Annotated in this window: 14 protein-coding genes; 12 read left to right on the top strand and 2 right to left on the bottom strand. The window is 56.3% G+C overall.

Annotated features, from left to right (window positions below; genetic code table 11):
* Window positions 1-88: 88 nt before the first annotated feature.
* From Q1A43_RS16180 to Q1A43_RS16140, 9 genes are all read left to right on the top strand, one after another.
* The gene (locus Q1A43_RS16180; protein WP_299936854.1) at window positions 89-1432 is read left to right on the top strand and encodes a Na(+)-translocating NADH-quinone reductase subunit A; all 1344 of its coding nucleotides are present in this window, start codon (window positions 89-91) and stop codon (window positions 1430-1432) included.
* A 5-nt stretch (window positions 1433-1437) separates the two neighbouring features.
* Window positions 1438-2637: an NADH:ubiquinone reductase (Na(+)-transporting) subunit B gene (locus Q1A43_RS16175; protein ID WP_299922587.1), complete on the top strand. Its 1200-nt coding sequence runs from the start codon at window positions 1438-1440 to the stop codon at window positions 2635-2637.
* Complete coding sequence (locus tag Q1A43_RS16170) at window positions 2630-3442, top strand: Na(+)-translocating NADH-quinone reductase subunit C (RefSeq protein WP_299922589.1); 813 nt, start codon at window positions 2630-2632, stop codon at window positions 3440-3442. Before Q1A43_RS16175 ends, Q1A43_RS16170 begins: the two co-directional genes overlap by 8 nt.
* Window positions 3442-4095, top strand: a complete 654-nt coding sequence (locus Q1A43_RS16165; protein ID WP_299922591.1) for an NADH:ubiquinone reductase (Na(+)-transporting) subunit D — start codon at window positions 3442-3444, stop codon at window positions 4093-4095. The genes Q1A43_RS16170 and Q1A43_RS16165 overlap by 1 nt, the downstream gene beginning before the upstream one ends.
* Window positions 4095-4703: an NADH:ubiquinone reductase (Na(+)-transporting) subunit E gene (nqrE, locus tag Q1A43_RS16160; protein ID WP_299936852.1), complete on the top strand. Its 609-nt coding sequence runs from the start codon at window positions 4095-4097 to the stop codon at window positions 4701-4703. Before Q1A43_RS16165 ends, nqrE begins: the two co-directional genes overlap by 1 nt.
* Before the next feature lie 15 nt (window positions 4704-4718).
* Window positions 4719-5942 carry an NADH:ubiquinone reductase (Na(+)-transporting) subunit F gene (gene nqrF, locus Q1A43_RS16155; RefSeq protein ID WP_299922595.1) on the top strand — a complete coding sequence of 408 codons (1224 nt, stop codon included), beginning with the start codon at window positions 4719-4721 and terminating at the stop codon, window positions 5940-5942.
* 732 nt (window positions 5943-6674) lie between these two features.
* Window positions 6675-7586 carry a thioredoxin gene (gene trxA / locus Q1A43_RS16150; protein ID WP_299936849.1) on the top strand — a complete coding sequence of 304 codons (912 nt, stop codon included), beginning with the start codon at window positions 6675-6677 and terminating at the stop codon, window positions 7584-7586.
* A 27-nt stretch (window positions 7587-7613) separates the two neighbouring features.
* Window positions 7614-8255, top strand: a complete 642-nt coding sequence (locus Q1A43_RS16145) for an LON peptidase substrate-binding domain-containing protein (RefSeq protein ID WP_299936847.1) — start codon at window positions 7614-7616, stop codon at window positions 8253-8255.
* Window positions 8252-8437 carry a Trm112 family protein gene (locus Q1A43_RS16140; protein WP_299922602.1) on the top strand — a complete coding sequence of 62 codons (186 nt, stop codon included), beginning with the start codon at window positions 8252-8254 and terminating at the stop codon, window positions 8435-8437. The genes Q1A43_RS16145 and Q1A43_RS16140 overlap by 4 nt, the downstream gene beginning before the upstream one ends.
* Before the next feature lie 14 nt (window positions 8438-8451).
* On the opposite strand, the gene Q1A43_RS16135 is transcribed toward Q1A43_RS16140, so the two are convergent.
* Window positions 8452-9423, bottom strand: coding sequence for a threonine/serine dehydratase (locus Q1A43_RS16135; RefSeq protein ID WP_299936844.1), 972 nt, complete (start codon window positions 9421-9423; stop codon window positions 8452-8454).
* A gap of 98 nt (window positions 9424-9521) precedes the next feature.
* On the opposite strand from Q1A43_RS16135, the gene Q1A43_RS16130 reads away from it, so the two are divergent.
* The 3 genes from Q1A43_RS16130 (at window position 9522) to rpsO (ending at window position 11574) form a co-directional block, all read left to right on the top strand.
* The gene (locus Q1A43_RS16130) at window positions 9522-10034 is read left to right on the top strand and encodes a DUF1643 domain-containing protein (protein WP_299937024.1); all 513 of its coding nucleotides are present in this window, start codon (window positions 9522-9524) and stop codon (window positions 10032-10034) included.
* Between the two features lie 134 nt (window positions 10035-10168).
* Complete coding sequence (locus Q1A43_RS16125; RefSeq protein WP_299936842.1) at window positions 10169-11143, top strand: calcium-binding protein; 975 nt, start codon at window positions 10169-10171, stop codon at window positions 11141-11143.
* A 161-nt stretch (window positions 11144-11304) separates the two neighbouring features.
* Window positions 11305-11574, top strand: a complete 270-nt coding sequence (rpsO, locus tag Q1A43_RS16120; protein WP_299922608.1) for a 30S ribosomal protein S15 — start codon at window positions 11305-11307, stop codon at window positions 11572-11574.
* Window positions 11575-11644: 70 nt separating this feature from the next.
* Here rpsO and Q1A43_RS16115 read toward each other — a convergent pair whose 3' ends face one another.
* Window positions 11645-12274, bottom strand: a complete 630-nt coding sequence (locus Q1A43_RS16115) for a glutathione S-transferase family protein (RefSeq protein WP_299936841.1) — start codon at window positions 12272-12274, stop codon at window positions 11645-11647.
* Between the last annotated feature and the right edge of the window lie 27 nt (window positions 12275-12301).

Genomic DNA, 12301 nt, shown 5'->3' with positions numbered 1-12301 from the left:
AGAGTTTTGAAAGTTTGCGCTCACACACCTTCCAAAACCTGTCCTTTTCTCGCATAACGCAGCCGAAAACCGACAGGACACATGTGACGTGCAGCAATTCAAATTGAAAAAAGGTCTGAACGTGCCGGTGCTGGGGGCGCCTGGTGACGGGATAGAAGACGGAGCCGATATCCACACTGTAGCGGTGTTGGGACAGGATTTTATCGGTTTGAAACCGCGCCTTGCCGTACAGGAAGGCGACGTGATCGCCGCCGGTGCGCCGATCTTTGCCCACAAAGATACGCCCGAGGTTCAGGTGACCGCGCCTGTTTCAGGGCGAATCAAGGCGATCAACCGTGGCGCGCGTCGTGCGCTAATTAGCGTTGAAATCGAAATCGACCCCGCCGCGGCCGAATCAGTAGACTTCTCGCAAGTGGGCGATGACAGCACCGCCGATGGGATAAGCACCCGTCTTTGTGCCGCCGGTCTGTGGACAGCGTTTCGCACACGTCCCTATTCCAAGGTGCCCGGAGCCGAAGACCGCCCCGCCGCAATTTATGTGACTGCGATGGATAGCGAACCGCTGTCTGGCGATACAGCTGTGATCATTGGGGATGACCCGGCGGCCTTTGCCCGTGGTTTGGAGACCATCGCCAAGCTAACCGAAGGCGCGACCTATCTGTGTCAGGAAACCGGGGCCGACATTCCGGGAGCCGATGTGGCAGGCGTCACCGCCGTTGGATTTTCCGGGCCGCATCCGGCTGGCTTGGCTGGCACGCATATGCATTTCCTAGAGCCGCCACGCGGTGACAAAACCGTCTGGACCATTGGCTATCATGATGTGATCACCATTGGCCGCCTGATGCAGTCGGGAACATTGGACAGCCGCCGCATTATTGCGCTGACGGGACCGATGTGTTCGAACCCGCGTCTTGTACGGACGGTTGCCGGTGCCTCGATGATTGACCTTTGTGCTAACGACTTAAAGGGCGAAACGCCGATCCGCGTGATCTCTGGCTCGATCCTGTCGGGCGCTGCGGGCGCGGGACCAACCGCCTATTTGGGTCGCTATGCGCGCCAGATCACCCTTATTGAAGAGGATCACAAGCAGATCCCGATGGGGTGGATCCGGCCGATGTTCTCGAAATACGCCTACCAACCGGTTCTAGGTTCGGCCATGTCCAAACGGTTGCATGCCTTGACCTCGAACTTGAACGGCGGGCGCCGAGCCATGGTGCCGATCGGGACGTTCGAAGAAATCGTTCCACAGGATTTCTTGCCAACGCAGCTTCTGCGCGCGCTGTTGGTGATGGACACTGACCAAGCTCAGGCGTTAGGTGCGCTGGAACTGGACGAAGAAGATTTGGCCCTGTGCGGTTTTGCCTGCCCAGCCAAGTATGAATACGGTATCGCCCTGCGCGACAGCCTCACCAAGATCGAGAAGGAGGGGTAGGGCCGATGGGGCTAAGAGCATTCTTCGACAAAATCGAGCCGAGCTTCACCAAGGGCGGCAAGTATGAAAAGTATTTCCCCATCTATGAGATGGTCGAAAGCTTTATCTATACGCCCAAAACGGTGACCACGGCCGCGCCTCATGCGCGCTCTTACGTGGATATGAAGCGGATCATGACCTATGTGGTTCTGGCGACTGTGCCCGCGATCCTGTTTGGTCTTTATAATACCGGTCTGCAGACCAATCAGGCGATTGCCGAATATGGTCACTCAGGCTGGCGTGCCGCAATTATCGAGACGTTGGGCATTGGCTTTAATGCCAACAACCCGGTGGCCAACATGCTGCACGGGCTTTTGTATTTCCTCCCGATTTACATCGTGACGCTGGTCGCGGGTGGCATCTTTGAGGTGATCTTTGCGGTCGTGCGCAAGCACGAAGTGAACGAGGGCTTCTTGGTGAGCTCGATGCTCTACACGCTGATCCTGCCCGCTTCGACGCCTTTGTGGCAGGTGGCTTTGGGCATAATCTTTGGCGTTGTCATCGGCAAAGAAGTGTTTGGCGGTACCGGCAAGAATTTCTTGAACCCGGCTCTTGTTGGCCGCGCCTTCCTATACTTTGCCTATCCGGCGCAAATGTCAGGTGAATCGGTCTGGACGCCGGTCGATGGCTTTACCGGGGCCACCGCACTGGCGGTAAGTGCTGCGGATGGGGTTGCCGCTTTGCCCGAGCGTGGGATCGAATGGATGGATGCGTTTGTTGGTGTCATCCAAGGCAGCATGGGGGAAACCTCGACGCTCGCTATCATGATCGGCATGGTGTTCCTTTTGGCGACCAAGATTGCCAACTGGCGTCTGATTGTTGGCTGTCTTGGTGGGATGATCGCCTTTTCGAGCCTGCTCAACTGGATCGGGTCGGACACAAACCCAATGTTCGCAATGCCATGGTATTGGCATCTCGTCATCGGCGGCTACGCCTTTGGTTTGGTCTTTATGGTGACCGAGCCGGTTTCGGCGAGCCACACAAATACGGGCCGCTTTATCTATGGCGCTCTGATCGGCTTCATGGTCGTGATGATCCGCGTCGTTAACCCGGCCTTTCCCGAGGGCATGATGCTGGCGATCCTATTCGGCAACGTCTTTGCTCCGCTGATTGACCATTTTGTCGTCCAAGCCAACATCAAGCGGAGGGCCAAGCGCAATGCCTGAAGCAACTGAAAATAAAGGCGTTCTGCGCCGTTTCCTAGATGCCCCGCCTGACAGTGTCGGCAAGACGATCTTCGTTGCAGTGACTCTATGTCTGGTGGCGTCCATGGTGGTGTCCGCCGCCGCTGTCGCCCTGCGTCCGGTGCAAGAGGCCAACCAGCTCAACGACAAACGGGTGAACATCCTGCAGGTTGCCGGGGTATATAACCCCGAGGTGCCTGTCGCCGAGGCCTTTGCCGCCTTCGAGCCGCATGTGCTGGATTTGGCAACTGCAGAGTATTCCGACCAATTCGATATCGACACCTTTGACGCGCTGGCCGCCAGCGGCGATGCGTCGGTGATGCGTGTGCTTGAGGACGATCCCGCCGGATTGGGCGGCCAGATGCAAGCCTATCGCATGGTGTATCTGCTGCGCGACGAAACCGGCGCGTTGGACAAAGTCATCTTGCCGATCGAAGGCTACGGGCTGTGGTCGACGCTCTATGGCTTTATCGCCTTGGAAGAGAACGGCAACGACATCTTTGGCCTGCAATTCTATCAGCACGGCGAAACCCCCGGCCTTGGTGCCGAGGTGGACAACCCACGTTGGAAAGCACTGTGGAACGGCAAGCAGCTGTTCTCCGAAGATGGCGCGCTCGCGATTACCGTCGCCAAGGCCGCTCCGCCTGCCGGGGCTGAGCACCATATTGACGCGCTGGCCGGCGCAACGCTGACCACCGTTGGAGTGGATAACCTTGTACGCTTCTGGATGGGCGAAGCCGGTTACGGTGCCTTTCTGGAACGACTGAAGGCAGGAGAGGCAGGCTAATGGCACAGACATACCGGTCCCAACTGATTGACCCGTTGGTCGACAACAACCCGATCACGCTTCAGGTGCTGGGCATTTGTTCGGCGCTGGCGGTGACGTCATCAATGAAAGTGGCCTTTGTTATGGCCATCGCGGTGACTTTGGTTACGGCATTTTCGTCGATGTTCATCTCGATCCTGCGCAACCAAATCCCGAACTCGATCCGTATCATCGTTCAGATGGTGATTATCGCGTCGCTGGTGATCTTGGTTGATCAGGTGCTCAAGGCTTATGCCTATGAGATTTCCAAGACCCTGTCGGTCTTTGTTGGCCTGATCATCACCAACTGTATCGTGATGGGCCGCGCCGAGGCCTTTGCGATGAAGAACCCGCCAATGGCCAGCTTTGTCGACGGTGTCGGCAACGGGCTGGGTTATGGCGCGCTGCTTATGGTGGTGTCCTTCATCCGTGAATTGTTCGGCTCGGGCTCTTTGTTCGGCATCACGGTGCTCGAGACCGTGAACAACGGTGGCTGGTATCTGCCTAACGGCTTGCTGCTGCTGCCTCCTTCGGCATTCTTCGTGATTGGCCTGTTGATCTGGGCCATCCGGGCGTGGAAGCCCGCACAGGTCGAAGAACGTGAATACAAGATCCAGACGGTGGAGACGCACTGATGGAAGACCTCCTTTCTCTCGCGGTCAAGGCGATCTTCGTCGAAAACCTTGCGCTGTCCTTCTTTCTGGGGATGTGTACTTTTCTGGCGGTCTCCAAGAAGATCCCAACGGCCATGGGTCTTGGTATCTCGGTGATGATCGTTCAGGCGATCACTGTGCCCGCCAACAATTTGATCCTGACCTATCTCTTGGCACCCGGTGCGCTGGCTTGGGCTGGCTTTCCGGATGTGGACCTGACCTTCTTGGGGTTGATCAGCTATATCGGTGTGATTGCCGCGCTGGTGCAGATCTTGGAAATGGTTCTCGATAAGTATTTCCCACCGCTTTACAACGCGCTGGGTGTCTTCTTGCCGTTGATCACAGTGAACTGCGCTATCTTGGGTGGATCGTTGTTTATGGTTGAACGCAGCTATGACTTTTCCGAAAGCGTCACCTATGGCGTGTCTTCGGGCTTTGGTTGGGCGCTGGCAATCACCGCTATGGCGGGTGTGCGCGAAAAGCTGAAATACTCCGATATTCCGGATGGGCTGCAGGGTCTTGGTATCACCTTCATCACCGCGGGATTGATGGCGATGGCCTTCATGTCCTTTAGCGGCGTGAAACTGTAAGGGTAGGGGCTAGACATGGCGACTTTCGGACTTGGCGTCCTTCTCTTCACTTTGATCGTCATCGCCTTGGTGATGATCATTCTGGCCGCGCGCTCCAAACTTGTGAGCACGGGCAATGTGGACATCACCATCAACGGTGAAAAGACCATCTCGGTTCCGGCCGGTGGGAAGCTGTTGCAAACACTGGCGGCGGAAAAGCTCTTTGTGCCGTCGGCCTGTGGCGGCGGCGGTACCTGTGCGCAGTGTCGTGTGCGGGTACATTCGGGCGGCGGGTCGATCTTGCCGACCGAAGAAAGCCACATCACCAAACGCGAAGCGGCCTGTGGCGACCGCCTGTCTTGTCAGGTGGCCGTCAAACAGGACATGAACATCGAAGTTCCCGAAGAGGTCTTTGGCGTCAAAAAATGGGAATGCACGGTTCGCTCGAACGAAAACGTGGCGACCTTTATCAAGGCCTTGATTTTGGACCTGCCCGAGGGAGAAGATGTGAACTTCCGCGCCGGTGGCTATATTCAGATTGAGGCCCCAGAGCACCAGTTGAAATACACGGAATTCGACATCGAAGAAGAGTACCGTGAGGACTGGGACAAGTTTAATCTGTGGCAATATGAGTCGACCGTGACTGAACCGGTCGAACGTGCCTATTCCATGGCCAACTACCCGGATGAAAAGGGCATGATCATGCTCAACGTCCGTGTGGCCAGCCCACCACCCGGATCATCCGGTATCCCCGCGGGCCAGATGTCGTCCTATATCTTCAACCTGAAGCCGGGTGATAAAGTGACCATTTCGGGCCCGTTCGGCGAGTTTTTCGCGCGTGAAACCGAAAAAGAGATGGTGTTCATCGGTGGTGGCGCGGGTATGGCTCCGATGCGCAGCCACATCTTTGACCAACTCAAACGTCTGAAGAACAAAGATCGCAAGATCACCTTCTGGTATGGCGCACGTTCCAAGCGTGAGATGTTCTTTGTTGAAGACTTCGACGAGCTGGCCAAGGAATTCCCCAACTTCACTTGGCACGTGGCCCTATCCGATGCCATGCCTGAGGATGATTGGGATGGCTATACCGGCTTCATCCACAATATTCTTTACGAAGAGTACCTCAAGAACCACCCGGCCCCCGAGGATTGCGAATTCTACATGTGTGGCCCGCCGATCATGAACAGCTCAGTCATCAACATGTTGTTGGAACTTGGCGTAGATCGCGAAGACATCATGCTAGACGATTTCGGCGGCTGATCACGGGTTTAAGACGTTGGAAAGGGGGGCGGTTTCGGCCCCCTTTTTTGTTATCCCTCGAACACCTAAACCGGGCTAGAAAAGATCTCTCTCATTGGGGCAAACGTTCACGTGGACCTCACCCAATCAAGACGATCAAGTTCGGCTTTTAAGCAAGCCGTGTTTCTCATAGGGGTAGTTCTTCGATTTCTTAGAACCGGAAGACTTCGACAAGATCGAAGGATGAGGCCCAATGTAGAATTTATCGGGAAACGGGATAGGATCGGCCAGTTAGGGCATGACCCAATCCGCATTTTAGACCAATAAGAAAGGATGGCGCGGTGCTCTCCACAGTAGAGCGGGGTTAAAACTTCGCTTTGCATGTGTTCAGGGACCCTATCGTTGGAAGCCGAGCCACCGGCCTGACCAGAAGATTGGCCGTGAAAAATTATTATCGCGACCCATCAGGACCTCAGGAGCTTGAGGGCAAGCCGGCCAATTGGAACCGGCTGAGTAGATGCTGGCCTTTTACAGCGCTTCCATGGACTGTGCCGACGTTTTTTTCATCACCCAGATGAGGCGCAATTGTTCCCCCAGTCCAGAATGACACGGGCCATCCTCGGTTACCTTTTGGAAATTTCAAACACGCTTGTCGGGGCTTTAAGGTGGGGTGCGGTGCTCCAACCCTTGCAACCAACTCCGTCCTGCGCCATCTAGCATGCAACGCAACCGCAACTGGCGGAGGATAAAATTATGTTGGAACTGGGTGGCGCCGCACCTGTGGCGGGTGACTTGATCAAGGATGTGACCGAAGCGGACTTCATGAAAGAGGTTGTTGATGCCTCGATGGAGACCCCGGTCATCGTTGATTTCTGGGCCCCTTGGTGTGGCCCGTGCAAAACGCTTGGGCCCCAGCTTGAGGCGGCGGTGACGGCGGCAAATGGCGCGGTCAAAATGGCCAAGATCAATGTCGATGAGGCACAGATGATCGCCGGTCAGTTGCAAATTCAGTCAATCCCGACGGTCTATGCCTTTTGGCAGGGGCAGCCTGTTGATGGTTTCCAAGGCGCGGTGCCTGAGTCTGAGATCAAAGCCTTTGTTGAGCGTGTGGTTGAAGCCGGTGGCGGGGATGCCTCCGGTGGTCTTGATGCTGCATTGGATGCAGCGGACGAAATGCTGGAAGCCGGCGAAGCGTCGGATGCGGCCCAGACATATGCGGCCATCCTTGGCGAAGATGCCAATAATGCGCGCGCCTATGCGGGCATGGTTCAAGCGCATCTGGCGCTGGATGATCTCGATCAGGCCGAAGCGATCCTGAATGGCGCGCCTGCCGAAATATCCAATGCACCCGAGCTTGAAGCCGCCCATGCGCAGCTTGAGCTGGCCAAACAGGCCGCTGATGCCGGCCCTGTGGCCGAGTTGAGTGCGCAGGTTGAGGCCGAGCCGGACAATCATCAGGCGCGTTTTGACCTTGCTCAGGCGTTGCATGCCAATGGCGATGCCGAAAACGCCGTCGCGCAGTTGTTGGAATTGTTCCGTCGTGATCGCGAATGGAATGACGGGGCGGCCAAGGCTCAATTGTTCACAATCTTTGATGCGCTCAAGCCTAACGACCCGGTGGTTTTGAACGGTCGGCGCAAGCTAAGCTCGATGATCTTTGCCTAACGCCGTGCCTGCGCTAGATTGATTGGTATGACACGTCTCAAAGACCTGCCTCAGACCTTACCGGTCTTTCCGCTTCCGGGTGCATTGATGTTGCCCCGGGCGCGGTTGCCGTTGCATATATTTGAACCGCGCTATCTTGCGATGCTGGATGATGCGTTGAAATCTGACACGCGGTTGATTGGCATGATCCAACCCTGTCCAACCCCAGAGTCCCAAGAACCGCGTCTTCATAGCATCGGCTGTGCCGGGCGGATCACCCAGTTTTCGGAAACCGAAGACGGGCGATATATGATTACCCTGTCGGGCATTTCCCGCTATCGCGTAGTCGAAGAACTTGAGGGCTTTCAACCCTACCGGCGCTGTCGCGTTTCTTGGGATGGGTTTGAGCGGGATCGTGAAGACGCAGAGGCGGATCGTGGTTTTGATCGCCGTGGTTTTATGAGCTTGTTGGAACGTTATTTCGATGTTCAGGAACTGTCGGTTGATTGGCCGACCCTGAAAGAGGCAGATGATGAATTGTTGATCAATTCCTTGTCGATGTTGCTGGACCTAAGCCCGGAGGACCGGCAAGCCTTGTTAGAGGCTCCGTCTTTGACGACCCGCCGCGAAACCCTTGTAACACTGATAGAATATTCTCTGCGTGGCGGAGAAGAGGATTTGATTCAATGAGCCCCAACACCACAATTGACCGCCGCATGTTAGAAGCGCTGATTTGCCCTGTGACGCAAGGCGGCTTGACCTACGACGCGGATAAGCAAGAGCTTGTGAGCCGCGCGGCCAAACTGGCTTTCCCGATCCGCGATGGCATTCCGGTGATGTTGGTTGACGAAGCGCGCCAGTTGGACGACTAAACGCGCCGCTTTTTCTAGAGCGTTTGTAGCGCGCGTGCGAAGGTCTCGGGATCAACATTTCCACCGGAAATCGTGGCGATGATCGTGTCGCTTTCGATCTCTTGGGCGTGAAACAACGCGCAGGCCAGCGCAATGGCTCCTCCGGGTTCGGAGACCACCTTGAGATGGCGAAATGCTAACGCCATGGCCTTTTGAGCTTCGGCTTCGCTGGCCACCAATCCGGGACCACAGAGGCGCGACATGATCGGAAAGGTGATCTCGCCGGGCATCGGTGTGAGGATGGCGTCACACAACCCCCCGGCTTCTGTGGCATTGCGTTCCCGCGTGCCGCTCTGCAAGGATCGCGCCACATCGTCGTAGCCTTCGGGTTCGGCGGGGTGAACGCGCATGCCCGGAGCCGTGGCCGCGAGCGCAAGCGCGATCCCGGAGGTGAGGCCGCCTCCACCGCAACACACCAAAACATCGGCCTTTGTGACACCCAACTCTGCCGCTTGCTCTGCGATTTCCAATCCACAGGTGCCTTGCCCGGCGATCACTTCGGGTTCGTCAAAGGGTTTGATCAAGGTGAGACCACGCTCTTTGGCAAGATTTTTGCCAATGGTTTCGCGGCATTCCCGCGCCGCACGATCATACAAAACCACCTCGCCGCCAAGCATCTTGGTGCCTTCGATTTTGAGGGCGGGGGCGTCGGCGGGCATGATAATCACCGCAGGGATGCCAAAGGCACGGGCAGCGGCGGCGATACCTTGCGCGTGGTTGCCCGACGAAAAGGCGATCACACCCTTTTTGCGGGTTTCTTCATCTAGCGCCGAAACGGCGGACCAGCCACCACGGTATTTGAAGCTTCCGGTGTGTTGCAGGCATTCCGCTTTGACCAAAATGCGCTTGCCAGCGATGGCGTCCAGCGCCGGGGATGACAACAATGGTGTGCGGCGCACATGGCCTTGGACCCGCGCGGCGGCGGCGGTGATCATGTCAAAATTCATGGCTTTGTCCTGCTATTCTCGCGTCGTTAATGGGCCTCATGATCTCCAAACTGTCAACGGGTCTTGAACCTCTGCCGCGCATTGGGCAGCTTGCCGATATGATCGAACGCCATGCCGACCAAGACAGCCAGCGCAGCACCGCTTTTTATTCGCCCTGCGAGACCTATCGCTATGGGTTGCGGCGGGTTTGGGCGGCAGGACCCGAGTTGATGTTTGTGATGCTCAACCCGTCAACCGCGACCGAAGAAAAGAACGATCCGACGATTGAACGATGTCAGCGGCGCGCCATGCAATTGGGGTTTGGTGGGCTGCGGATTGCCAATCTGTTTGCCTATCGCGCAACCTTGCCGACGGATTTGCGCAAGGCCGCCGATCCCGAAGGGCCAGAAAACGCTGCATTGTTACGTGATTGGTCCGGGTGCTGTGCGATGACGATTGCCGGGTGGGGAACGCATGGGGCCTTGCTGGGGCAGGGGGCAAAGGTTGCGCCCGAGTTGACGGGAGATGTGCACCATCTCGGTTTGACCAAAGAGGGCCACCCGCGTCATCCCCTATATGTATCATATGCAACACAACCTGTTCCCTGGCCCCGAGAGCGCCGCTATGCTTAAACTGCTAGGAACACCAAATTGATGAAATTGCCATGCTTTTCAGAAGGTACGTGTTAACCACAGAGTGTGAATTTCGTTGAATGAGCCGATACAATCTGGGATATTCCAGATGGCTCCGTGTGAGGTTTGATACGATGTTCTTTCTTGCTGGTCTTCTTGGGATGATGGCTCTCGGCTCTGTTGTTGTGGTCAGCACGACCATGCCAGAAGACGAAGTGTCCGATGAGGATGACCATACTCAAGAAAGTACGACTGCCGAGGCAGATAGCCAAACCGGGTCGCTATTTGAGCAGATGGGTTTGATCGAAAGCGGGTCCGAAGGTGATGACACCATGGCCGGTTCTGACAATACAGATGTTCTGATCGGCATGGACGGCGACGACGTTATTGAAGGCGGCGGCGAAGACGACGAACTTCACGGCAACGATGGGACCGATACGGTTCTGGGTGGCGACGACGACGACACCATTCACGGCGAAGACGGTGATGACCTTCTAGATGGCGGCGATGACGATGATGATCTTTATGGCCATCATGGGGACGACGCGATGCAAGGCGGGGACGGCGACGACCACCTAGTTGGCGGGCTTGGCAATGATATTATGGATGGTGGCATCGGTGACGATGCCCTTGGCGGTCGCGAGGGTGAGGATACCCTGCATGGCGGATTGGGGTCTGACACGCTCTTTGGCGGGTTTGACAACGATCTGGTCAATGGTGTGGTCCGTGGTGAGACCGGCGAAGACATTGATGATCAGGATTTCCTAAACGGTGGCGATGGTGACGACACTATTGCGGCCGGATCCGGTGACATTGTCACGGCTGGCGAAGGGGCCGATACCTTTGTGCTTGGCGATTGGATCACCGGCGATGCCGCCCAATTCATGGATTACGACAATAGCGAGGATCAGCTTGTTATCGTCTATGACGATAGCATGGGTGGCGAAGACCCGGAGCTTGATATTCGCGTGTCCGCCGATGATCCAAATATGACCGAGGTTGTTGTTGATGGGGCGGTTCTGGCCACGATGGCAAGCGAAAACGCGCCGTCTATCGACTCTGTTGTGCTTGTCGGTGAAAGCATGGCCGACGAATTGGCGGTTGCCTAACGGATTCTATTTCGTTTTTGGGGCAACCCTCACAAACTCCCTTTCCTTTTGATCAGGAATCGCGTATCCGCAGCCATCCGCTTTTGCGGATATCTCCACGGGCCTTGCTGGACGACATCCCGGCTTGCGCCATAACCTTTATCTTCTGAAAGGAGACCCCGATGTCGATTACGCCCGAAGAAAAAACACGCTTGATGAAAGAATTCGGCACCAAAGAAGGCGACACAGGTTCGCCCGAAGTACAGGTTGCCATCCTCACCTCGCGTATCTCGACACTGACCGAGCACTTCAAAACCCACAAGAAAGACAACCACTCACGTCGTGGTCTTCTCAAGTTGGTTGCTCAGCGTCGTAAGCTGCTGGACTACACCAAAGCCAAAGATGTGGCCCGTTATCAGGACCTCATCAAGCGCCTCGGCATCCGCCGCTAAGCCAAGCTGGGTTCGCCCAACTTGTAGACATAGAAACGCCCGCTCTGGACTAGAGCGGGCGTTTTTTGGTTTAGAGCATCTTTTTGATCAAAGCTTGATCATCTTGCCATGCGCGTTGCGTGGCAGGGCGAGCCATCATGCGATTGTGCCAATCTTGAATGCCGGTGTGATCGGGCAAGAGGTCGGGCATCCACGAAAAGGACGAATGCACGATGATGTCGGCAACTGTGAACCTGTCACCCATCAACCAATCGGAGCCGTCCAATGCCGTTTCAAGACGGCCGATCACCTCATCCCAGCCCCGGAACGAGGATTGCAGGCCAGGATGTTCGATCCCAGAGAGCTTGGCGACCAGAACAGGTTCAACAACTCCGGCATTCCAAGCCAGCCATTGAAGACAGGCCCCGCGCTCAGGCGTGCCGACCTCTGGCATCATGGCCGCCTTGGGGAACAGATCGCATAGGTGAATCGCAATCGCGATGCTTTCCGTGATCACCGTGCCATCGTGGTCAAGAACCGGCACCTTCTTTTCGGGGTGTGGGTTGTCGGGGTCAACGGCCCCTTGGCCGTCGCGTCGTTGAACATTGACGATACGAATATTGACAGCGTCACGCGCGGACAGCTCATCAACCAAAGTCACCAACCGGGTGGAACGGGACATGGGCGCGTGGAACAGGGTAAGCATATGTGTGCCTTTCATGAGGTTATGGGCACGGCTTACCGATAG

This window comes from uncultured Pelagimonas sp. (assembly GCF_947498515.1).
Taxonomy (GTDB): domain Bacteria; phylum Pseudomonadota; class Alphaproteobacteria; order Rhodobacterales; family Rhodobacteraceae; genus Pelagimonas.
The sequence above is the reverse complement of the archived record's forward strand: the minus strand, read 5'-3'. Positions and strand labels throughout refer to the sequence as shown.

Coding starts and splice junctions, on each gene's coding strand:
- Q1A43_RS16165 (WP_299922591.1), top strand. CDS start 3,442: ATGGCACAGACATACCGGTCCCAACTGATTGACCCGTTGGTCGACAAC.
- Q1A43_RS16115 (WP_299936841.1), bottom strand. CDS start 12,274: ATGAAAGGCACACATATGCTTACCCTGTTCCACGCGCCCATGTCCCGT.
- Q1A43_RS16175 (WP_299922587.1), top strand. CDS start 1,438: ATGGGGCTAAGAGCATTCTTCGACAAAATCGAGCCGAGCTTCACCAAG.
- Q1A43_RS16125 (WP_299936842.1), top strand. CDS start 10,169: ATGTTCTTTCTTGCTGGTCTTCTTGGGATGATGGCTCTCGGCTCTGTT.
- Q1A43_RS16135 (WP_299936844.1), bottom strand. CDS start 9,423: ATGAATTTTGACATGATCACCGCCGCCGCCGCGCGGGTCCAAGGCCAT.
- rpsO (WP_299922608.1), top strand. CDS start 11,305: ATGTCGATTACGCCCGAAGAAAAAACACGCTTGATGAAAGAATTCGGC.
- Q1A43_RS16145 (WP_299936847.1), top strand. CDS start 7,614: ATGACACGTCTCAAAGACCTGCCTCAGACCTTACCGGTCTTTCCGCTT.
- Q1A43_RS16140 (WP_299922602.1), top strand. CDS start 8,252: ATGAGCCCCAACACCACAATTGACCGCCGCATGTTAGAAGCGCTGATT.
- trxA (WP_299936849.1), top strand. CDS start 6,675: ATGTTGGAACTGGGTGGCGCCGCACCTGTGGCGGGTGACTTGATCAAG.
- nqrE (WP_299936852.1), top strand. CDS start 4,095: ATGGAAGACCTCCTTTCTCTCGCGGTCAAGGCGATCTTCGTCGAAAAC.
- nqrF (WP_299922595.1), top strand. CDS start 4,719: ATGGCGACTTTCGGACTTGGCGTCCTTCTCTTCACTTTGATCGTCATC.
- Q1A43_RS16130 (WP_299937024.1), top strand. CDS start 9,522: ATGATCGAACGCCATGCCGACCAAGACAGCCAGCGCAGCACCGCTTTT.
- Q1A43_RS16170 (WP_299922589.1), top strand. CDS start 2,630: ATGCCTGAAGCAACTGAAAATAAAGGCGTTCTGCGCCGTTTCCTAGAT.